The sequence below is a fragment of the Aquabacterium sp. genome (genome assembly GCF_036273115.1).
Lineage (GTDB): Bacteria > Pseudomonadota > Gammaproteobacteria > Burkholderiales > Burkholderiaceae_C > Aquabacterium.
The window spans coordinates 288,881-309,869 of sequence record NZ_DASUIN010000029.1 but is presented as its reverse complement, the minus strand read 5'-3'; the positions used below and the strand labels follow the sequence as shown (position 1 = coordinate 309,869).

The 20,989-nt window shown below is 60.9% G+C and carries 19 protein-coding genes; 9 read left to right on the top strand and 10 right to left on the bottom strand.

Annotated features, from left to right (window positions below; all coding sequences use genetic code 11):
- Positions 1–62 precede the first annotated feature (62 nt).
- Entirely contained in the window at positions 63–872 is an 810-nt protein-coding gene (epsE, locus tag VFW72_RS14385; RefSeq protein ID WP_329674982.1) for a polysaccharide export protein EpsE, read from the top strand.
- Here epsE and VFW72_RS14380 read toward each other — a convergent pair whose 3' ends face one another.
- On the bottom strand, positions 873–2,138 hold the full coding sequence (locus VFW72_RS14380) for an RsmB/NOP family class I SAM-dependent RNA methyltransferase (protein ID WP_329674981.1): 1,266 nt from the start codon (positions 2,136–2,138) through the stop codon (positions 873–875).
- Positions 2,092–3,036, bottom strand: a complete 945-nt coding sequence (locus VFW72_RS14375) for a sterol desaturase family protein (RefSeq protein ID WP_329674980.1) — start codon at positions 3,034–3,036, stop codon at positions 2,092–2,094. Before VFW72_RS14375 ends, VFW72_RS14380 begins: the two co-directional genes overlap by 47 nt.
- A 119-nt stretch (positions 3,037–3,155) precedes the next feature.
- On the opposite strand from VFW72_RS14375, the gene VFW72_RS14370 reads away from it, so the two are divergent.
- The 4 genes from VFW72_RS14370 to VFW72_RS14355 all read left to right on the top strand — a co-directional run bounded on the left by VFW72_RS14370 (position 3,156) and on the right by VFW72_RS14355 (position 7,029).
- Positions 3,156–4,163 (top strand): AraC family transcriptional regulator, encoded by a 1,008-nt coding sequence (locus VFW72_RS14370; protein WP_329674979.1) that lies wholly within the window; start codon positions 3,156–3,158, stop codon positions 4,161–4,163.
- Positions 4,160–5,158, top strand: a complete 999-nt coding sequence (locus VFW72_RS14365; RefSeq protein ID WP_329674978.1) for a DUF2804 domain-containing protein — start codon at positions 4,160–4,162, stop codon at positions 5,156–5,158. The genes VFW72_RS14370 and VFW72_RS14365 overlap by 4 nt, the downstream gene beginning before the upstream one ends.
- 97 nt (positions 5,159–5,255) lie before the next feature.
- Positions 5,256–5,819, top strand: a complete 564-nt coding sequence (locus tag VFW72_RS14360) for a hypothetical protein (protein ID WP_329674977.1) — start codon at positions 5,256–5,258, stop codon at positions 5,817–5,819.
- Between the two features lies 1 nt (position 5,820).
- Positions 5,821–7,029: a glycosyltransferase gene (locus tag VFW72_RS14355; RefSeq protein ID WP_329674976.1), complete on the top strand. Its 1,209-nt coding sequence runs from the start codon at positions 5,821–5,823 to the stop codon at positions 7,027–7,029.
- 13 nt (positions 7,030–7,042) lie between these two features.
- Here VFW72_RS14355 and VFW72_RS14350 read toward each other — a convergent pair whose 3' ends face one another.
- Positions 7,043–8,083, bottom strand: coding sequence for an aliphatic amidase (locus tag VFW72_RS14350; RefSeq protein WP_329674975.1), 1,041 nt, complete (start codon positions 8,081–8,083; stop codon positions 7,043–7,045).
- Between the two features lie 109 nt (positions 8,084–8,192).
- Here VFW72_RS14350 and VFW72_RS14345 point away from each other — a divergent pair, with 109 nt between their 5' ends.
- Positions 8,193–8,504, top strand: coding sequence for a hypothetical protein (locus tag VFW72_RS14345; protein ID WP_329674974.1), 312 nt, complete (start codon positions 8,193–8,195; stop codon positions 8,502–8,504).
- On the opposite strand, the gene VFW72_RS14340 is transcribed toward VFW72_RS14345, so the two are convergent.
- The 7 genes from VFW72_RS14340 to urtA all read right to left on the bottom strand — a co-directional run bounded on the left by VFW72_RS14340 (position 8,494) and on the right by urtA (position 15,202).
- On the bottom strand, positions 8,494–8,844 hold the full coding sequence (locus VFW72_RS14340) for a zinc ribbon domain-containing protein (RefSeq protein ID WP_329674973.1): 351 nt from the start codon (positions 8,842–8,844) through the stop codon (positions 8,494–8,496). The genes VFW72_RS14345 and VFW72_RS14340 overlap by 11 nt on opposite strands.
- A 16-nt stretch (positions 8,845–8,860) precedes the next feature.
- Positions 8,861–10,090 (bottom strand): formamidase, encoded by a 1,230-nt coding sequence (fmdA, locus tag VFW72_RS14335; RefSeq protein WP_329674972.1) that lies wholly within the window; start codon positions 10,088–10,090, stop codon positions 8,861–8,863.
- Between the two features lie 19 nt (positions 10,091–10,109).
- Positions 10,110–10,799: an urea ABC transporter ATP-binding subunit UrtE gene (gene urtE, locus VFW72_RS14330; RefSeq protein WP_329674971.1), complete on the bottom strand. Its 690-nt coding sequence runs from the start codon at positions 10,797–10,799 to the stop codon at positions 10,110–10,112.
- A 12-nt stretch (positions 10,800–10,811) separates the two neighbouring features.
- Complete coding sequence (gene urtD / locus VFW72_RS14325) at positions 10,812–11,555, bottom strand: urea ABC transporter ATP-binding protein UrtD (protein ID WP_329674970.1); 744 nt, start codon at positions 11,553–11,555, stop codon at positions 10,812–10,814.
- Positions 11,556–11,590: 35 nt separating this feature from the next.
- Positions 11,591–12,781 (bottom strand): urea ABC transporter permease subunit UrtC, encoded by a 1,191-nt coding sequence (urtC, locus tag VFW72_RS14320; protein WP_329674969.1) that lies wholly within the window; start codon positions 12,779–12,781, stop codon positions 11,591–11,593.
- A 42-nt stretch (positions 12,782–12,823) separates the two neighbouring features.
- Positions 12,824–13,738 (bottom strand): urea ABC transporter permease subunit UrtB, encoded by a 915-nt coding sequence (gene urtB / locus VFW72_RS14315; RefSeq protein WP_329675019.1) that lies wholly within the window; start codon positions 13,736–13,738, stop codon positions 12,824–12,826.
- Positions 13,739–13,939: 201 nt separating this feature from the next.
- The gene (gene urtA, locus VFW72_RS14310; protein WP_329674968.1) at positions 13,940–15,202 is read right to left on the bottom strand and encodes an urea ABC transporter substrate-binding protein; all 1,263 of its coding nucleotides are present in this window, start codon (positions 15,200–15,202) and stop codon (positions 13,940–13,942) included.
- A 227-nt stretch (positions 15,203–15,429) separates the two neighbouring features.
- Between urtA and VFW72_RS14305 the strand changes: the two genes are divergently transcribed.
- The 3 genes from VFW72_RS14305 to VFW72_RS14295 all read left to right on the top strand — a co-directional run bounded on the left by VFW72_RS14305 (position 15,430) and on the right by VFW72_RS14295 (position 20,973).
- Positions 15,430–18,849 carry a hybrid sensor histidine kinase/response regulator gene (locus tag VFW72_RS14305; RefSeq protein ID WP_329674967.1) on the top strand — a complete coding sequence of 1,140 codons (3,420 nt, stop codon included), beginning with the start codon at positions 15,430–15,432 and terminating at the stop codon, positions 18,847–18,849.
- The gene (locus tag VFW72_RS14300) at positions 18,842–19,495 is read left to right on the top strand and encodes a response regulator (RefSeq protein WP_329674966.1); all 654 of its coding nucleotides are present in this window, start codon (positions 18,842–18,844) and stop codon (positions 19,493–19,495) included. Before VFW72_RS14305 ends, VFW72_RS14300 begins: the two co-directional genes overlap by 8 nt.
- 131 nt (positions 19,496–19,626) lie before the next feature.
- Positions 19,627–20,973, top strand: a complete 1,347-nt coding sequence (locus VFW72_RS14295) for a sensor histidine kinase (RefSeq protein ID WP_329674965.1) — start codon at positions 19,627–19,629, stop codon at positions 20,971–20,973.
- The last annotated feature ends 16 nt before the right edge of the window (positions 20,974–20,989 follow it).

The window sequence follows — 20,989 nt, the reverse complement described above, 5'->3', positions numbered from 1 at the left end:
CATTGACGCGATGTTGGCCGGCATTTTGCTGGCCTCAAGATGATTCACAAGAGGATTGATCTATGAATTGGTTGCGTGGATGGCTGCAACGCCTGTTCGCCGTGTTCTTGCTGGTGACCGGTCTGGCTCATGCTGCCCCGGTGGCTGACTACGTGCTGGGGGCGGGAGACACCATTCGTATCTCGGTGTACCAGAACCCCGACCTGACCCTGGAAACCCGCATCTCCGATAGCGGTTCCATCTCCTACCCTTTGCTGGGTGATGTCAAGCTGGGCGGACTGACCGTGTCGGCTGCCGAAAAGAAGCTGGCTGCCGGTCTGCGTGATGGCAACTTCCTCAAGCAACCCCAGGTGTCTTTGCTGGTGCTGCAGGTCAAGGCCAACCAGGTGTCGGTGCTGGGTCAGGTCAACCGTCCAGGCCGTTACCCCTTGGAGTCCGGCGCCACCAAGCTCAGCGAAGTGCTGGCTCTGGCTGGCGGCATCATTCCGGTGGCGGGTTCGGACATCGTGGTGGTGTCGGGCAAGCGTGATGGCAAGCCGTTCCGCAAGGAAATCGACTTCCCTCAGGTGTTCGCGGCTGCCGGCTCGGTAGACGATTTCCCGCTGGAAAACGGTGATGCGATCTGGGTGGATCGCGCCCCGATGGTCTACATCTATGGTGAAGTGCAACGCCCTGGCCCGATGCGCCTGGAGCGCGACATGTCGATCTTGCAGGCCCTGGCCAGCGCAGGTGGTTTGACCCTGCGTGGTACCGAACGTGGCGTGCGCGTGAATCGTCGCGATGCGAATGGTCAGGTTCAGGTCTTGCAGCCTGGTCTGAACGACAAGCTGCAAGCCAACGACATCGTCTTCATCAAGGAAAGCCTGTTCTGATCAGGCCTTCTTTTCCCATGCCACCGCGAAGAACCCGTCGGTGGCATGGCGGTGGGGCCACAGTCTGAGGTGGCCCGCCTCGGTCACCAGCGATTCAGCCTGGCTGACCCCCGCCTGCTCCAGCTTTTCAGCCGCGTTGACCTGAACAAAGTCAGGGTGCGCCTGGCTGAATTGCTCGGCAATGGCCTCGTTTTCCGACTTCAGCAAGCTGCAGGTAGCATAGACCAGGCGCCCGCCGGGTTTGACCATGCGTGCCGCGCTTTTCAGAATGGCCGCTTGCATCTCGTTCAACTCGGCAATGGCCTTGGGACTTTGGCGCCATTTGATGTCGGGGTTGCGGCGCAGGGTGCCTGTGCCTGAGCAAGGTGCATCGACCAGCACGCGATCGATCTTGCCGCTCAGGCGCTTGACGCGCTCGTCGCGTTCGTGGGCAATCTGGGTGGCGTACACGTTCGACAGGCCGCTGCGCGCCAGTCGAGGCTTGATGGCATCCAGGCGGTGACCTGAGGTGTCAAAGGCGTAGAGACGACCGGTGTTGCGCATCATGGCGCCCAGAGCCAGTGTTTTACCGCCAGCGCCGGCGCAGAAGTCGACCACCATTTCGCCGCGCTTGGCACCGGTCAACAGGGCCAGCAACTGGCTGCCTTCGTCCTGCACTTCAACCTGACCGCTCGTGAAGACGTCCAGCTTCTGCAAAGCAGGTTTGCCTTCGATGCGGATGCCCGTGGGCGAGTAGTTGGTGGGGATGGCTTCGATGTTGGCAGCCTTGAGGGCTTCCAGCACGGCTTCGCGCTTGGCTTTGAAGGTGTTGACCCGCAAATCCAGGGGGGCGGTGCCCGACAGGCTGTTGACCAAGGCCCAGAACTCTTCCTCGCCCAGTTGCTCGCGCAGTGGGTTGGCCAACCAATCGGGCATGTTGTGGCGCAGCTTTTCGGGCAGCGTGGCCACGTCAATGGCTTGCGAGTGTTCCAGCCATTGGGCCTCGTCGGCGGTGATCGCAGCTTTCAGGAAGCTGGGCTGACCCTGCCAGCCCAGGATGGCCAGGCGTCGCTCCATGGGGCCCTTGCCAGACTGGGCCAGGTTCTGCAGCAGCAGGCGCTGGCGCAGCACGTGGTAGGTGGTTTCGGCCAGGGTGTGCCGCTCGCGTGACCCCAGGTTCCGATTCAGGCGGAAAAAGGTGGAAACGACGTTGTCGGCGGCAAATTCGAATTTGAGGACTTCACGCAGCAGAGTGCTGGTCAGGTCGAGGAGGGCTTGAGGATGCATGGGCGCAATTATCGGGGGTACGCGTCCATTCTGGTGGCGCCCAGATGTGTTTCAGTCGGGTTGCCAGCGGGCCAGGCTGCAGAACGTCACGGATCATGTCCACCCATTCATGCACGGTGAGCCACAGCACGTTGTGGCTGTGCACCTGGCGAACGATGCCGTATTCCACGGGGGCGTCTTCTTCCACGAAGGTGCCAAACAGGCGGTCGAACACGATCAGGGTGCCGCCGTAGTTGTGGTCGATGTACTGCGGATTGCGGCCGTGATGGGCCCGATGGTGGGATGGCGTGTTGAACACCCCTTCGACCCAGGCAGGCAGGCGATCGACCCACTGGGTGTGAATGAAGAACTGGTAGGCGAGGTTGGCAGACAGGGCGAACAGCACCCAGCGGGGATCGAATCCGATCCAGGCCATGGGCACGTAGAACAGCCAGTTGCCGGCGAAGCTGTACAGCCAGCTCTGGCGCATGGCGGTGGTGAAGTTCATGTGCTCGGAGGCGTGATGCACGACGTGGGCGGCCCAGAACCAGCGGATGCGGTGGCTGGCCCGATGGAACCAGTAGTAGCAAAACTCCACACCGAGGTACAGCGCAACGAAGCTCAGCGGGGTGACTTCGATGGTGGTGAGTCGGTGTGCGTAGACCCAGTCCATGGCGGGCAGAATGACGGCCACCACCCAAAGCACATCGACCAGCATGTAGGCTCCGCCCAGGTTCATGCTGGCCAGCGAGTCGCGCCAGTCGTAGATGCGCGTTTTTCGGAATCGCCACCACTCCAGCGCCACCACGAGCACGAACAGCGGGGTCAAACCGATGAGAAACCAGTCACGCCAGTCCGTCTCGGCCAGAATGGACGCAAGGGCCGAGGGGACTTCGATGGGGAGTTGAATAGGCAGCATGGCGCCTATCTCAACCCAAACTCGCGGTTGATTTCTTGACGAATTGCGCCAACTGACGGGTGGCGCCTTCAGTGATCCCCCGATATCCAACGCTGGGCATTAAAGGCATGATTCGCGACATGGTTGTCACGAGAGTTGCCGCGTCCTACGTTCAATTGCTGTACGAATTCCTGGAAGGGGAAGGCGTCGACGCCGAGCGCGTGCTGGGCTTGCCACCGTCGCCCCAGGAACATTTCGTGTCCATGTCGGTGTGGCAGGCCATGTTGGCCAAGGTTCAGGCGCTGGATGGACGGCCTGCGCTGGGTTTGCGCATTGCGGAAAAAATCAGCCCCCGCCACTTTGGCGTTGTGGGCTATGCCGCTTTGGCTTGCGACACGCTGGCCGATGCGCTGCTGAGGCTCGAGCGCTATCACGCCTCCGTGTACGACGCCAACCTGGCTCAGTTGCAGATCACGCCAAAAGGCGTGTGCATCGAGTGGGGCGTGTCGCGTGGTCGTCCGGGGGCTCTGGTGGATGAAACGGCCATTGCTTCGCTGGTGCAACTGGCGCGTGACATCACGGGGCGGTATTGGCCCATCACCGAGGTGGCGTTTGTTAACCCTCGGCCAGACGATGTGACCTGCTACGAAGACTTCTTCGGCTGTGCGGTGCGCTTCGATCAGCCTCGCACCCGTCTCGTCATTGCCGCCGAGTTCCTGGCCTTGCCTGTGCGCAAGACCGATCCCGCCTTGTTGGCCGACCTGGACCGGCAGGCGCAAGAGCTTCTGGCCCGCGTGTCGGCCGTGCCGGCTTCGGTGGAGGCGTGGCGGCGCTCGTTGGTGCCCTTGATTCGCGAAGGCCGTGCGACCCTGGCCGAGTTGTCTGCCTTGCATCACACCAGTCCGCGCAGCCTGCAGCGGCGCCTGGCCGAGCACGGCATGACCTTCCAGAGCCTGCTTGACGACACCCGCTTCCAATTGGCTCGCAACTACCTGCTGGAGTCATCGCTCGATCTGGTCGAGATGGCACTGTTGTTGGGATATTCCGAGCAAAGTGCGTTCACACGGGCGTTCCGGCATTGGACGGGCATGGCTCCCGCGCAATGGCGCCGGCAGCAGTTGAGCCAGCCTCAGGCACAAGCCGCATGAGTCATTCCTTACCCGCACCGCCTGCTTCGTTGGTTCAGCAGGGGCAGGTCAGTCATGGCCGCTATGCTGGGCTGATCGATCGACTCGACTGGTCTGACCTGCCTGCCCGTCATGGCAAGGGGCGAATCTGGCAATGGCTGCACCACAAGCGTTGGCAGTATGTGGGGCTGGCCACGGAGCAGGTCTTCATTGGTTTGGCCATTGTGGACGTGGGTTGGTGTCACACCGCATTCGCTTATGTATTTGATCGGCAAACCCGACGGCTGCTGGCCGACTGGAGTGCCGACGGCTTGCCCAGGCTCAGTGGCGAGGTGCAGGACGAGCCCGTGTTGCGAGCCCATTCCACCTTTCGGAGCTGGGGCGCGAGCTTGGCCATCCGTCAGATTGACGAGGCCTTGCAGGTTCAGGTCCAGGCGGGCGGGATCGATCTGGAGGCCTCTTTGCTGCTGACACAAGCGCCTCCCTTTTTGCTGGCGGTGGGGCCCATTGAGGGCGGCTTGTCGCACGCGACGCAAAAGTCTCCCGGTCTGCCGGTGACGGGGCAGGTGTCTGTGGCGGGCAAGCGATTTGATCTGAACGGCGCCATGGGTTGCCTGGATAGTTCCAACGGCCTGCTGGCGCGCGACACCGCCTGGCGCTGGGCCTGCGCCCATGGGCCTGATGTCGGCTTCAATTTGCAAGATGGTTACTTCGGTCAGCACGAGAACGTGCTGTGGCTGGATCGCGAGCTGATTCCCCTGGGCGCCGCCCACTTCGAGTTCGACGCCAGACAGCCACTTCAACCGTGGCGTGTCTGGACTGACGATGGTTTGTTGGACTTGCGCTTCCACCCTGAGGGGGCCCGACAGCAAGACCGTAACCTCGGGTTTGCCGCCAGCCACTATGTGCAGCCTGTCGGCACCTTTGCGGGCCAAGTCAAGGCCAGCCCGGACGCGCCCCCCAGAGTGGTGACGGGGCTGGTGGGTGTGACGGAAGACCACCGCTCACGCTGGTGACCGCACCCCCCGGCATTGCGGGGGATGAGATGCGGCATGGTCCGAACGGATCATGTGCGACAGCAGGGCGAAACAATGCCCGCGCAGCATTCGGGCTATGCCTAAGCCAACGCCCACCTCCTGCGGACCGAACCCGACGCGCTTGTTTGCTCGCCTGGGGTTCATTTTTCTGACCCTGGCCGGATGCGCCGGTGTGGACTACAGCACCGGCTACGAGGTTTCGGTATTCCTGCTGTATGTGATTCCCGTCTCGCTCACGGCCCGCTTTTTCGGGACGCGCGCTGGCGTGAGCATGGCGATGCTCGCCACCGTGGTGTGGATGGCGGTCGATCGCCTGTCCGGACACCAGTACAGCCAGGAGTGGATCTGGTTTGTGAATGCGGGCAACCGCATGATGTGCTTCTTGCTGGCTGTTTGGGCCATTGCCTACTTCCAGGCCAGGCAAAACCAGCTCAAGCGCAAGCTGGAGGCCTTCAGTGGCGCCATGCCAATTTGCACGCAGTGCCAGCGACTCGGCGCCAGCGATGGCTATTGGTGGGACGTTGAGGCCTATCTGCAAGAGTTCGGGAATGCTCAACCTCAGCACAAGGTCTGCCCTGATTGCGCACGTCATGCCTACGCGCGTGGGGGCTATCGCGAGGTCAGCCAACAAGGCGCTTGATATGTCGTTTCGTATTCTTCACTGCATCTCGTCGGTCAACCCCAAGAAGGGCGGCCCCATAGAGGGCATCAAACAGTTGTCTGCGATCAACCAGCGCCACGGCCACACCGTCGAAGTGGTGACGCTGGATCATCCTGACGACCCCTGGGTGAAAGACTTTCCTTTGCCTTGTCATGCCATGGGGCCCACTTATATCGGAGCGTATGCCTACTCTCCGCGACTGGTGCCTTGGCTGAAAGCCAATGCTCATCGCTACGATGCGGTCATCGTCAACGGCATCTGGCAGTACCACGCCTATGGGGTGTGGCGCGCCTTGCAGGGCACCCGCACGCCGTACTTCGTGTTCACCCATGGCATGTTGGACCCCTGGTTCAAGCGAACTTACCCGCTCAAGCACATCAAGAAGTGGCTGTTCTGGCCGTGGGCGGAATACCGTGTTCTGCGTGACGCTACCGCTGTGATGTTCACTTGTGAAGATGAGAGGCGACTGGCTCGGCAGTCGTTCTGGCTGTATCGGTGCGATGAGTTCGTGGTCAGCTACGGCACCAGTGCACCGCCCGAGCCAGCTGATCGACAGAAGCAAGCCTTCCTGGAGAAGTTCCCGCATCTGAAAGACAAGCGTTGCTTGCTGTTCCTGGGCCGTGTGCATGAGAAGAAGGGCCCCGACTTGTTGTTTGAAGCTTTTGCGCGCTTGCGTGTTCGCCGCCCTGAACTGACCGGCAACGTCGAAATCGTGATGGCGGGGCCGGCTGACGATGCGTATGGCGCAAGCATTCAGCGCTTGTCGCAGCAACTGGGGCTGGTCGATCAAACCACCTGGACCGGGATGATCGGGGGCGATGTGAAGTGGGGCGCGTTTCGTCAGGCCGATGCCTTCATCCTGCCGTCGCACCAGGAAAACTTCGGCATTGCGGTGGCCGAGGCCATGGCCTGCGGCGTGCCGGTGTTGATCTCGAACCAGGTCAACATCTGGCGCGAGATCCAGCTGGCCAATGGTGGCTTCATTGATGCGGATACTGTCGAGGGCACTGAACGCTTGCTGGAGCGCTGGTTGAGCACCCCCGAACATGAGTGGCAGGCCATGCGCCAGAACGCCCGCGATTGCTTCAACGAGCGGTTCCGCATCGAACGCACGGCTGAGTCGTTTGTCGAGGCCATGGAGGTGTTTGGCATGCGGCGCCATCAGGGCCGGGCACTGGCTGCAGCCTGAGACGCCGTCTGGCTCATTCGTACTTCAAGCGTGCGTCATTGGGAATGCCTTCAATGGGGCACTCTGCTGTGCCCGGTGTGCGCCGGGTGAGGGCTTCGACCATGGCTTGGGTGCCAGCCGGGTCCTTGATCCACTTCTCATAGAATTCATAGGGGCAAGCGGCCACGCCCTTGGGGTCTTCGCCTGAGTTGATCTTGCCCGTGTAGCCGCGGTGCAAGAGCTTGTAGAGGTGGTTTTGCGATTGCGCCGTGCTGCGGGCATCGCGAATCAGGCGTTTGCTCAGCTGCGCGTACTGAATGCCATAGTCTTCTTCACCGCACTCACCCAAAGTGCGGCCATCGAAGCCGATGATGGCTGAATGACCGAAGTAGCTGTAGACGCCATCGAAGCCGGCCGCATTGGCCACGGCCACATAACTGTTGTTGGCCCAGGCCATGGCCTTGGCCATCAGTACCTGCTGGTCTTTGGCAGGGTACATATAACCTTGGCAGCGCACGATCAACTCGGCGCCCTTCATGGCACAGTCGCGCCAGATCTCGGGGTAGTTGCCGTCATCACAGATGATCAGGCTGATCTTCATGCCCTTCGGGCCATCAGACACATAGGTCTTGTCGCCCGGATACCAGCCTTCAATGGGCGTCCAAGGCATGATCTTGCGGTACTTCTGAACGATCTCGCCTTCGGGGTTCATCAAGATCAGGGTGTTGTAGGGCACCTTCTTGGGGTGCTCCTCATGGCGCTCACCCGTCAGCGAGAACACGCCCCAGACTTTGGCGTTGCGGCAGGCCTGCGCAAAGATTTCAGTCTCGTCGCCGGGGATGGTCGATGCCGTCTCCATCATCTCCTGGCGGTCGTACATGATCCCGTGGGTGCTGTACTCCGGAAAGATCACCAGGTCCAAGCCCGGCAGGCCCAGCTTCATGCCCTCGATCATCTGTCGGATCTTGTGGGCATTTTGCAAGACCTCGGCCTTGGTGTGCAGGCGGGGCATCTTGTAGTTGACGACGGCGACACCGACGGTGTCGTCACTGCTGGAAATATCGCCGTGAAGCATGTTGGGCTCCTGAAGGGGGGGACACCCGAGCAGTTTGAAATCACGCTGGCTTGGGTTCCAATACGTTCTTTGACGTAGCCTTGGCCGCTCACTGCGGTACGCCCTTTGCATGAGCGACGACTATCAGATCATCATCCCGCCATCCTTCATCGAGCTGTACCAGGATGCGCGCAAGCGGTTCACCATTTCCCAAGCGGAACTGCGTGATCGCTATGAGGTGTGCGAAGACCTGGCCAACCACCTGACGCAGCATTGCCAGAGCATCCACGTTGAAATTGGCGTGGACGAGCAAGAGGTGCTGGTGCGTTGCCACAAAGGCTTGTGCGCGCCGGAATCCGGGGTGTCCGAATCCGAGGCGCGCTGGGTGGTGACGCGGCTGGCCGAGCTCTTGAGCTGGCCGTGGCCCGAGTTCAATGACTGATCATCCAGGGGCGTTTGCTGGGGAACATCTTGTTGCCGTTGGCCCCGGTGACGGTGGCTTTGCTCTTGCCCGTTGAGCAGCACCCGCACCCTGCCGGGTGTTTGAGGCGCTGATAGGCCCCATATTCCTTGGAATTCATGGGGGCGTGGCGGGCACGCTCATTGGTTTCCATGGCGATGCGGGTGTCGCTGCTCACGCAGGCCAGACGCGGTGCAGTCACAAACACGCGTTGCGAGTCTGTGCCGCAGTCCGGGCAGGCCAGCGGGTCGTTGCGAGCGGCCAGCGTTCTGAAGGCTTCAAAGCCACCGCATTGGGGGCAAGCGTAGTCATAGGTAGGCATAGGCCGCTCCAGTCGGTCAGATCACGTCAGGCGAAATCGGCATGTCGATGCTGCCGTCCAGCATCTTGATCGGGCCGGCCGCTGTCGGGTTGATGTCGAAGTCGAAGATCTCGGTGGGCAACCACAAGGTCGCGCAGGCATTGGGCACGTCGACCACGCCGCTGATGTGACCCTGAACCGGCGCCGTACCCAAGATGGAGTAGGCCTGCGCACCGCTGTAGCCAAACTTCTTGAGGTACTCGATGGCGTTCAAGCAAGCCTGGCGGTAGGCCACATTCACATCGAGGTAAAGCTGCTTGCCTTTTTCGTCGACCGAGATGCCTTCGAAGATCAGGTAGTCGTTGTAGACCGGTTTGATGGGGCTGGGCTTGAAGATGGGGTTCTTGATGCCGTACTTGGCCATGCCGCCCTTGATCAGGGTGACCTTCATGTGCACCCAGCCGGCCATCTCGATCGCGCCACAGAAGGTGATCTCGCCGTCGCCCTGGCTGAAGTGCAGGTCGCCCACCGACAAGCCAGCGCCATCCACATACACGGGGAAGTAAACCTTGGAGCCACGCGACAGGTCTTTGATGTCGCAGTTGCCGCCGTGTTCGCGTGGGGGCACGGTGCGGGCTGCGGTGGCGGCGGCCTTGTCTTTGGCTTCGCCCGTCAGCTTGCCCATGTGGGCGGTACCGGCAAAGGGTGGGTTCGCCAGGCCGGTCACGCCGGGGTTGGAATCGATCAACTCTTGCTCGCGGGTATTCCAGGCTTCGAGCATCTTGTGGTCGGGCAGGCAACCGATCAAGCCGGGGTGGATCAGGCCGGCGTAGCTCACACCGGGCACGTGGCGGCTCTTGGTGAACATGCCGTGGATGTCCCAAATCGATTTTTGCGCCAGTGGGAAATGTTCGGTCAGGAAGCCGCCGCCGTTCTTCTTGCTAAAAAAACCGTTGAAGCCCCACAGCGAGTCTTGCTTGGCGCCAATGTCCAGCAGGTCCACCACCAGCAGGTCTCCGGGCTCGGCACCCTTCACGCCGACCGGGCCGCTGAGGTAGTGCACCGTGCTCAGGTCAATGTCGCGCACATCGTCGGCGCTGTCGTTGTTCTTGATGAAGCCGCCGGTCCAGTCGTAGGTTTCCAGAATGAACTCGTCGCCGGGGTTGACCCAGCAGGCCATCGGAATGTCGGGGTGCCAACGGTTGTGAACGTTTTCGTTGGTGGTCGGTGATTGGGACAGATCGACTTTGATGAGGGTGTCAGCCATGATGTGCTCCTACGGGCGGTTAAACAGACAGATAAGCCTTGATGCGGTCTGCGTCGGTTTCGGCTCGGGTGGTCTCATGAACCAGCCGACCGCCTTCGATCACGAACAGACGATCGGCCACGTCCATCGCAAAGCTCAGCACTTGCTCGGATACGACGATGGTGATTTCGCGCAACTTGCGAATCTCGTTGAGGGCCTTGGCGATGTCTTTGATGATTGAAGGCTGGATGCCTTCAGTCGGTTCATCCAGCAGCAGCACCTTGGGGTTGGTCACCAGGGCGCGTGCAATGGCCAACTGCTGTTGCTGCCCGCCAGACAAGTTGCCGCCCTTGCGATTGCGCATTTCGAACAAGACCGGGAAGAGGGAGTAGATCTCCTCAGGAATCTTCTTGTGTTTGGCGTTCTCCAGCCCGGTCTGGATGTTTTCTTCCACCGTCAGGGTGGGGAAAATCATTCGACCCTGGGGCACATAGGCAATGCCTTTGGCCACACGCTTGTAGCTTTCATCCTTGACCACGCTCTGGCCGGCCACATTGATCTCGCCGCCCTTGGCTGGCAGCACGCCCATCAGGCTTTTGAACAGCGTGGTCTTGCCCATGCCATTGCGCCCCATGATGGCCACGGTCTCGTTCTTGTTGGCCTCGAACGAGATGCCATGCAGGGCCTCACTCTGGCCATAGGCCACATACAGGTCTTTGACTTCCAACATGATGTGTTCCTTTCAGTGGCCGAGGTAGACGTCAATCACTTTGGGATCGCTTTGCACCTGGTCCATCGTCCCTTCGGCCAGGATCTTTCCCTGGTGCATCACGGTCACCTTGGAAGCGATCTGTTTGACGAAATCCATGTCGTGTTCGATCACGATCATCGAGCGGTTCTTGCAGATGCGCTTGAGCAGGTCAGCGGTGAGTTCACGCTCCTTGGCGCTCATGCCGGCAATGGGTTCGTCCAGCATCAGCAGCTCGGGCTCCTGCATCAACAACATGCCGATTTCCAGCCATTGCTTCTGGCCGTGCGACAGCAGGCCTGCTTCCATGTCCAGCTTGTCGGCCAGGCCAATTTCTTCCGCCACCACCTGCACGCGGGCTTTGACCTCGTCGGTGCATTTGAATCCCAATGCGCCGAACACGGAACGCCCTTCGGGATAGGACACCTCCAGGTTCTGGAACACGCTGAGGTTCTCGTAGATCGAAGGCGTCTGGAACTTGCGGCCCACGCCGGACCGCACGATGGCGTGCTCTGACTTCTTGGTCAGCTCATCGTCCTTGAACTTGATGCTGCCCGCGCTGGCTTTGGTCTTGCCGCAGATCAGATCGAGCAAGGTGGTCTTGCCGGCGCCGTTGGGGCCGATGATCACGCGCAGTTCGTTCTTGTCGACATACAGATTCAACTTGTCGATGGCCTTGAATCCGTCAAAGGAAACGGTGAGGTCCTCGATGTACAGCACAAACTCTTTGGCACTCATGGGGCGCTCCTAAGGATCGAGTTTCTGAAGGGGGATCAGGCTTGTTGTCCGCTCACGGCGGGTGGCAAGCCGGCCGACTTGGGCGGCAGTGCCTCGGGGTAGGCGGCATGTGCCGCTTTGACGCGCTCGATCAGGGCCTTGCGGTCGGCCTGGCGCTTGGCCCACCAGGGCTTGATCTTTTGCTCCCACAAGCCGGCCAGACCGTCAGGGAAGGCCATGGTCACGCCGATGAACAGGGCGGCCATCAAGAACAGCCACAGATCGGGTGCGCTTTCCGAGAAATAGGTCTTGCCGAAGTTCACGATCAGGGCACCGTAAATCGCGCCGATCAGGCTCATGCGACCACCCACCGCGGCAAAGATCACCATTTCGATAGAGGGCACGATGCCGACGAAGGAAGGCGACATGAAGCCAACCTGCAGCGTGAACATGGCACCGCCGATGGCCGACAGCATGGCCGCCAGACAGAAGGCAAACACCTTGAACATGGACACGTCATAGCCAGAGAAGCGAACGCGGTCTTCCTTGTCGCGCATGGCCAGCAGCAAGGTGCCCAGCTTGGAAGATTGCACCCAGCGGCACAGCATCACCGAGGCCAGCAGCAGGCCTACGCACACGTAGTACAGAACGTACTTGGCATGGTCGGTGCGAATGTCCCAGCCCAGCAGGGTCTTCAGATCGGTGATGCCGTTGACACCACCGGTGTAGCCTTGCTGGCCGATGATCAGCACGGTCAGGATCAAGGCCACGGCCTGGGTGATGATGGCGAAGTACACCCCACCCACACGGCGCTTGAACATCGCAAAGCTCACGATGAAGGCCAGCAGCGTGGGCACCAACAGCACGGCGATCAAGGCCAGGGGCAGGCTCTTGAAGGGGGTCCACCACCAAGGCAGGGCGGTCAGCTGGTTCCAGTCCATGAAGTCAGGGATGCCTGGGGTGGACTGGATTTGCGTGCTGATGGGGTCAGACGCTTCGAGCTTCAGGAACATGGCCATGCAGTACCCGCCCAGGCCGAAGAACACGCCCTGGCCCAGGCTGAGGATGCCCGCATGCCCCCACAGCATGACCAGGCCCAACGCAACGAAGGCGTAAGACAGGTACTTGCCGATGAGGTTGAGCCGGAAGATGTCCAGGGTCAGAGGGAAGACCACGATCAGCAGCAGGGCCAGCAGGAAGATGCTGCCAAGCTTTTGTTTGCTCACCCACGAATAAAGCGCTTGCATGATGAAACTCCAGGTATGCAGTTCTGAATGGCGGGGCTGAGGTCAACGGCGGACCTTGGCGGCGAACAGACCTTGGGGGCGAATCATCAGAATCGTCACCACCATCAACAGGGTCAGCACCTTGGCGTTCGAGCCGGTCATGAAGAACTCGGCAATGGACTGCGTTTGCGCAATGCCGAAGGCAGAGACCACGGTGCCGAACAGGCTGGCGGCGCCCCCGAAGGTCACGACCAGGAAGGAGTCCACGATGTAGAGCGAGCCACTGGTGGGGCCGGTGGAGCCAATCGTGGTGAAGGCGGCACCTGCGATGCCTGCAATGCCACAACCAATGGCGAAGCTGAGACGGTCTGTGCGCTTGGTGTTGATGCCAATGGCGTCAGCCATCATGCGGTTGCTCACGGTGGCACGCACACGCAGGCCCCAGCGGAACTTGTACAGGGCCAGCAGAAGCAAGGCGGTGACCAGGGCGGTCAGGCCCATCACGAACAGGCCATTGATGGGAATGTCCAGGCCTTCTTGAGGAGCCCAGGAGCCCATCAACCAGTCAGGCAGGGTCGGGCTGACTTCCTTGGGGCCAATGAAGGTGCGAAACACTTGCTGCAGGCCCAGGCTCAGGCCCCAGGTAGCCAGCAAGGTGTCCAGTGGACGCTTGTAGAGGTGACGAATCAGGGCCCACTCCGTCAGCCAGCCCGCTGCAAAGGCGAGCAGGAAGGCCGCCACAATAGCCACCGGGAAATACATCTGAATGAAGCCGGGGGCGTACTTTTCAGTCAGCGTCGAGCCCATGTAGACGGTGTAGGCGCCAATGGTCATGAACTCGCCATGCGCCATGTTGATCACGCCCATCTGCCCGAAGATGATGGCCAGGCCCAGGCCCATCAACAGCAGCACCGAAAAAAGACTCAGGCCTGCAAAACCTTGCATCAGGCCGATGTTGAGCATGTCTGAGAATGTCATGTCCATCTTCTTCACCTTCTCATCGGGAAAAGCCTGCGCCGCCCGACCGGCATCCCGATCGGGCCGGCGCAGGAAGCAGGTGGTGACCACCAGCACCACCTGCGCGCTCACGCTGTCTAACCCAGTGCACACCGCAGAACCGGCTTTGCCGGGCTGCTGGTGTGGCCCCCTGGGGGGGGCGGCCGCAGGCCGTAGGGGGGGTTACTGATATCCCTTGGGGAAGGGGTTGGGTTCGATCAGGTCTTTCGACTCGGCGACCACCTTGAAGGTGCCATCGGGCTGGCCCTGGGCGATGCGCGCCTTGCTGTAGAGGTGATGGTTCTCGTGCACCTTCACATAGCCCTCGGGCGCGGTCTTGAGTTCGATGCCTGGCGAAGCGGCGACCACCTTGTCGACGTCGAAGCTGCCGGCCTTCTCGACAGCGGCCTTCCACAGCCACGGGCCGAGGTAGCCCGCCTGCGTCACGTCCCCGATCACCGCCTTCGGTCCGTAGGCCTTCTTGAATGCCTCGACGAACTTCTTGTTGTTGGCGTTATCCAGCGACTGGAAGTACTTCATGGACGAGTAGAAACCGGCGAAGTTCTCGCCACCCACACCCAGCATTTCGTCTTCGGTCACCGACAGAGTCAACAGGAACTGCTTGGCACCGGTGATGCCTGCGGCCTTGAGTTGCTTGTAGAAGGCCACGTTCGAGCCGCCCACCACGGCGGCAAAGATGCAGTCAGGCTTGGCCAGCTTGATCTTGTTGATCAAGGAGTTGAAGTTGGTGTTGCCCAGTGGGTAGTACTCTTCGCCCACGACCTTACCCAGCTTGCCCACCGATTCGATGTGCTTGCGCGCAATCTTCATCGAGGTGCGGGGCCAGATGTAGTCCGAGCCCACCAGGAAGAATGTCTTGGCCTTCTTCTCCTTGGCGCCCCAGTCCAGGCCCCAGATGATCTGCTGCGTGGCTTCCTGGCCGGTGTAAATCACGTTCTTGGACTGCTCCAGGCCTTCGTAGAAGGTGGGGTAGTACAGCAGGCCGTTTTCCTTCTCGAAGATGGGCAGCACGGCCTTGCGCGAGGCCGAAGTCCAGCAGCCGAACACGCAGGCCACGCGGTCGTTGACCAGCAGCTTCTTGGACTTTTCAGCGAAGGTGGGCCAGTCGGAGGCGCCGTCTTCCTTGATCACGCGGATCTTGCGGCCCAGCACACCGCCCATGGCGTTGATCTGATCGATGGCCAATTGTTCGGCCTGGATCGAACCGGTTTCCGAAATGGCCATGGTGCCGGTGGCCGAGTGCAACTGACCCACGACGACTTCGGTGTCGGTCACGGCCAGCTTGGTCGTGTTGACAGCCGAGGTGGCAGGCGGGGCACCGTAGCTCAGGCCAGTCATGCCCATCAAGGGCAGGGCGCCCATGCCTTGCAGCAGGCGGCGACGGCTGAGGTCCGAGTTGCGGGGATCGTTTTGATCATGCGACATGAGAGGGCTCCTTGCACAAAAAAGGGTTGCTCGTGCCGCGTCTCGGTGCATTCGGAAAATTTGCTCCGTGACGAGGCCTTGGACGCAACGTTACGTAGGAGCGGGTTTTCCATGAATACGTTATTCAACGTACAGCCATGCGCATGTGCCGCCTCAGACGGCGCCGGGGTGGGGGTGGATCGGTTCTTGCAATCACAGTCGGGTCCTGATCCGATCGGAGCCTGTCTGTGTCCGTCGCACGGCAAAAAATCTTTCGCATTCGTCGTGAATACAACTCCTGGGTGGCCAATGAAACCCTGGAGGACTACGCACTGCGCTACACCCCACGCACCTTCCGTAAATGGACGGAGTTCCGCGTGGCCAATACCGCCTTCGGTGCCGTGTCATTTCTGGCGCTGGAGGCCATTGGTGGGGCCATTGCGCTGAACTATGGGTTCAGCAATGCCCTGTGGGCCATCTTGCTGGTCGGGTTGGTGACCTTTCTGACCGGGCTGCCCATCAGCTACTACGCCGCCAAGTTCGGTGTCGACATGGACCTGCTGACGCGAGGGGCAGGGTTTGGGTATCTGGGTTCGACCCTGACCTCCCTGATCTACGCCAGTTTCACCTTCATCTTCTTCGCGCTGGAGGCCGCCATCATGGCCCTGGCCTTGCAGATGGTGTTCGGCCTGTCCTTGCCGGTTTGCTATGTGCTGGCCTCCCTGGTCATCATTCCCCTGGTCATTCATGGCATCACGCTGATTTCGCGCTTGCAGCTGTGGACGCAGCCGATCTGGCTGGCGCTGTGGGTGCTGCCTTTCGCGTGGGTGGCCATTCGCCATCCGCAGGCCTACGTTGAATTCACCTCGCTCACGGGCCGGGCATCGGGTCATGCCGAATTGGATTGGCTCTCTCTGGGCCTGGCTTCATCGGTGGCCTTGTCGGTGGTGGTGCAAGTGGGCGAACAGGTGGACTTCCTGCGCTTTTTGCCCGAGTGCACGCCTGCCAATCGGCGGCAATGGTGGTCTGCCGTGTTGCTGGCGGGCCCAGGCTGGGTCATTCCTGGCATGTTGAAGATGCTGGCCGGCGCATTTCTGGCCTTCCTGGCCCTGCAGCGCGAAGTGCCTTATGAGAAAGCCATTGAACCCACACAGATGTATCTGGCGGGCTTCAGTCAGGTGTTCGATTCGCCGTCCTGGGCTCTGGCTGCCACGGTGGTGTTCGTCATCGTCTCTCAGGTGAAGATCAATGTGACCAATGCGTACGCCGGCTCCCTGGCCTGGTCGAACTTCTTTGCGCGCCTGACACACAGCCATCCAGGTCGGGTTGTCTGGCTGGTCTTCAACGTCATCATCGCGGTCTTGCTGATGACCCTGGGGGTGTTTGGCGCACTGGAACACGTGCTGGGCTTTTACAGCAACATTGCCATTGGTTGGATCGGGGCCCTGGTGGCCGATCTGGTCATCAACAAGCCCATGGGCTGGAGCCCCAAGGGCGTCGAGTTCAAGCGCGCCTACCTGTTTGATCTGAACCCGGTGGGGCTGGGCGCCACCGTCCTGTCGGCCGCGGTGGGCATGGGGGCGCATGCCGGCTTGATGGGCTCGTCGGTCGCAGCCTGGTCGCCTTTTCTTGCGTTGGCTGTGGCCTTTGTGGTGTCGCCCTTTCTGGCGTGGGCCACGCAAGGGCGCTACTACCTGGCACGACCTCGCCAGACACCTTGGCGGCCAGGTCAGTTGGTGAAGTGCTCGGTGTGCGAAAACCACTTCGAAGCGGAAGACATGGCGACCTGTCCAGCCTATGACGCGCCGATCTGTTCCTTGTGCTGCACGCTGGAATCACGCTGCCACGATTCGTGCAAGAGCCGATCACGCGCGGCAGAGCAAGTCTCGGATGTGCTGGTGCAGGTCTTGCCCAAGGCGCTGTCTCGCCGCATGAACTTCAGGGTGGGCCAGTACCTGGTGGTGCTGCTTACGCTGTCGATCATGCTGGCCTTCGTGCTGGGAGTGGTTTACTACCAGGAGGGCGTGGTCAGTGGTATGACTCAGGTCTTGCAGGGCCCTTTCGTCAAGGTCTATGCCCTGATGTTGCTGGCTGCAGCGGTCTGTGCGTGGTGGGTGGTGCTGGCCTCGGAAAGCCGACGGCTGGCGCAAGACGAATCCAACCGCCACAACCAGTTGCTGCAACTGGAAATCGATGCGCACCGCCGCACGGACGCGGCCTTGCAGAAGGCCAAGGAGCAGGCCGAGTCGGCCAACCAGGCCAAGACACGTTATGTGGCGGGCATGACGCACGAGTTGCGCACCCCCCTCAACAGCATCCTGGGGTATGCGCAAATTCTGTTGAAAGACGAGCCGCCCGATGGGCCACGCCGCAGTGGACTGATGACCATCCAGCGCAGCGGTGAGCACCTGATGGGCCTGATCGATGGATCGCTCGATCTGGCACGCATCGAGGCCGGGCGTTTGCGTCTCGATCCGGCCCCCTTGCCCTTGCGCGCTTTTCTGGAAGACGTGGTTCGCATGGTGCAGCCGCAAGCGCAGGCGAAAGGCCTGAACTTCCACATGGACGTGCGTGGCCGCCTGCCGGCCTGGGTGCATGCCGATGGCAAGCGGCTGAGGCAGATTCTGCTGAACTTGTTGGGCAACGCCGTGCGTTTCACCGACCACGGTCAGGTCACGCTGGAGGTGGACGCCCGGCGTGAGGTCTTGCGCTTCAATGTCATCGACACCGGCATTGGCATTGCCCCACAAGACCTGGAGCGCATCTTCCTGCCCTTTGAGCGCGGCAGCGGCGGGCGCCGTAGCGCCGAGCCGGGTACGGGGTTAGGGCTGACGATCACGCATTTGCTCACCGAGTTGATGGGGGGGGAACTGTCCGTCACGAGCCAGCCAGGGCAGGGCAGTACCTTTTCGGTTCGCCTGTACCTGCGAACCATTCAAGAGCCCGCTCAGGCTGATCTGTTTGCCTCCGGGGCGGGGCTGGAGCCGACCTTGCGCCCGGTTTCAGGCTATCTCGGGAGCCGCCGAACCCTGCTGGTGGTGGACGATCAGCCCATCCAACGCCAGATGCTGGCTGGCATGCTGTTGCCGCTGGGTTTTCAACTGCGTGAGGCAGCCAGCGGTCACGAGTGCCTGGAAAGCGTCAAGGAATTCCTGCCTGATGCCATCTTGCTCGACATCAGCATGGATGACATGGATGGTTGGGAAACGGCGCGCGCAGTTCGCGACAGCGGCCTGCGACAGGTTCCCATCATCATGGTGTCGGCCAATGTGTTTGAGAACCGGCCGGAGAACCTGAGGGCGTCGGGCTGTCAGGGCTTTGTGGCCAAGCCTGTGATCGAGTCGGAGTTGCTGGCGGTGCTGGGGCAGCAACTGGATCTGCAGTGGACCCATGACGTTGAGTTTGGCGCTGCGCTGCCCGTAGCCCTGCCTGCGCCGGGCGCGTCGGCCCAGCTCACCTTGTCGTCTGCCGACCGCCAGCAGTGGTTGCGCTGGGCCCAGATGGGCCATGTTCTCAAGCTCAAAGAGGCCGTGTACGACTACAAGAACCAGACACCTTCACAGGGAGAAGCTTTGCGCCCGCTCGAACAACTGATCGAGCAGTTTGACCTCGACGGTGCCGTGTCCTATTTGCAAGACCTGCCCGTGACGGAGCCTGTCCATGATTGAAGACCCTGTTGCGAACCGAGGCACCGTCCTTGTCGTCGACGACGCCCCTGACACTTTGCGAATGTTGTGCGATGCGCTGGACCGGGAGGGCTACACCGTGCTGGTTGCGCGCGATGGTCAACAGGCTTTGAGCCGCCTGGCGTTTGTCATGCCCGACGCCATCTTGCTGGATGCGGTCATGCCGGGCATGAGCGGCTTCGACACCTGTCGCCAGCTCAAAGCCCATGCCGAATGGGCGCATGTCCCCGTCATTTTCATGACGGGCTTGTCAGACACCGCGGACATCGTCGCTGGCTTCGAGGCCGGCGGTGTGGATTACGTGATCAAGCCAGTCAAGATCGAAGAGGTGCTGGCCCGCTTGCAGACCCATCTGCGCATCGCCCGGCTGGTCACTCGCGTGCGTGAGACGTCGCTGGCCAAGCCCGACAGCCCGGAAGCCGAGCGCATTGCCGAAGCGGCTCTGACGCCCAGGGAAACCGAAGTGCTGTCCTGGTTGGCCAAGGGCAAGACCAATCGTGATATCGCCGAGATCCTTGGCATGAGCCACCGCACTGTCAACAAGCACCTGGAGCACATCTATGAAAAGTTGGGGGTGGAAACGCGAGCCGCGGCCGCGGCTTTGGCCAGTCGCTCCATTTCGGTTTGACGGATGGGCGACAAACTCGCACAAACCCTCATGTTTCAAATTGTGAATTCGGTGTCAACCTGAGGTAGTCTCCACCTGTTTGGTTTGCCGCCCTGTTTCAGGGCGACGATGCCGTTGTCAAAGGAGTCAGGATGGCGGTTCAGCGATCCACAGAGATGCATGGTGGCTGGGTACAGTACCGTCGTTTCAGTGAGCTGATTTTCATGTCTGTGGGCGGACATCTGGTGTTCGCTTCTTTCTATGGTCTGTACCTCGGTCAGACGGCCATAGGCTTGGCGCTGGCTGCGCCATCGCTGCTGATACTGGCGCTGTTTCCGCTTTCAAAGACTCGCATTCCCCAGCAACCGCTGCGTTTGGTCACACATGGTGCCGCCCTGATCGACTTTGCCGGTTTGAATCTGGCCTTGATCTGGATGGGCTTGCCGGCTCACTCGTCTGCTTGGTGGTGTGCCTTGTGGCCCATGTTTGTCGCGCACCTGGTCGGGGTCGTGGATGGGCTGATCTGGCTGCTGATCGGATGTGGCGGCGTGTTGTTCATCTGGGCCAACGAGCAGAACGGCTGGATTGCCCCTTTGCTGCGATCCGAGGACAACCCGGTCGAGTTGATGCAGTTGGGGTTCGTCATGATCGTGCTGGCGTTTGGTTTGATCGTGCGCTCGGCTTTCGACCGCTACAACCGTGCCATTGAGCAAAAGCAGCGCACCATCGATGAGCAGAATCGGGCGCTGGCTGAGCGCAACCAGAAGCTCGAAGACATGCTGCAAGCCGTTCAAGAGGCCAATCTTGAGCGCACACGCATGTTTGCCTCGATCAGCCATGAAGTGCGAACGCCGCTCAATGGCTTGATGGGCTTCATGCAGCTGCTCAAGAAGACCGAACTCAATGCGCAGCAGCGTACCTATCTGGAACAGGTCGACAAATGCAGTGACACCTTGCTCCAAATGGTCAACGAGGTACTCGACTTCTCCCGATTGGAAGCAGCACCGACCCAGTTGCACGAGCGTCCCTATGACCCGGTGGTCGTGGCCCATGAAGCGGTCGACATGCTGGAGTCCATTGCCCAGCACAAGGGCGTGACGCTAGAGCGCGAGTTTCCCGAGATGCCCATGCAGGTTGTGGGCGACCCCTTGCGACTCAAGCAGGTCATTCTCAACCTCTTGGGCAATGCGTTGAAGTTCACCGAGCAAGGCTCGGTTCGGGTGCGCTGCCGTACCGACCTCGGGGCGGGGGGGCAGACCCTCCTGCACGTGGAGGTACAAGACACGGGTATTGGCATCCCGGTCGAGGCGCAAGCTTTGCTGTTTCAGCCCTTCAGCCCAGCCAGCGACGAAACCATGGAGAAATACGGTGGATCAGGCCTGGGCCTGGCCATTTGCAAGCGTCTGGTCGACCTCATGGAAGGCCACATCGGCGTCAGCAGTCGCCCAGGCAAGGGCAGCCTGTTCTGGTTCGAGGTGCCCGTTCGCTTGGCCGCTTGATGGCTTGATGAACAAG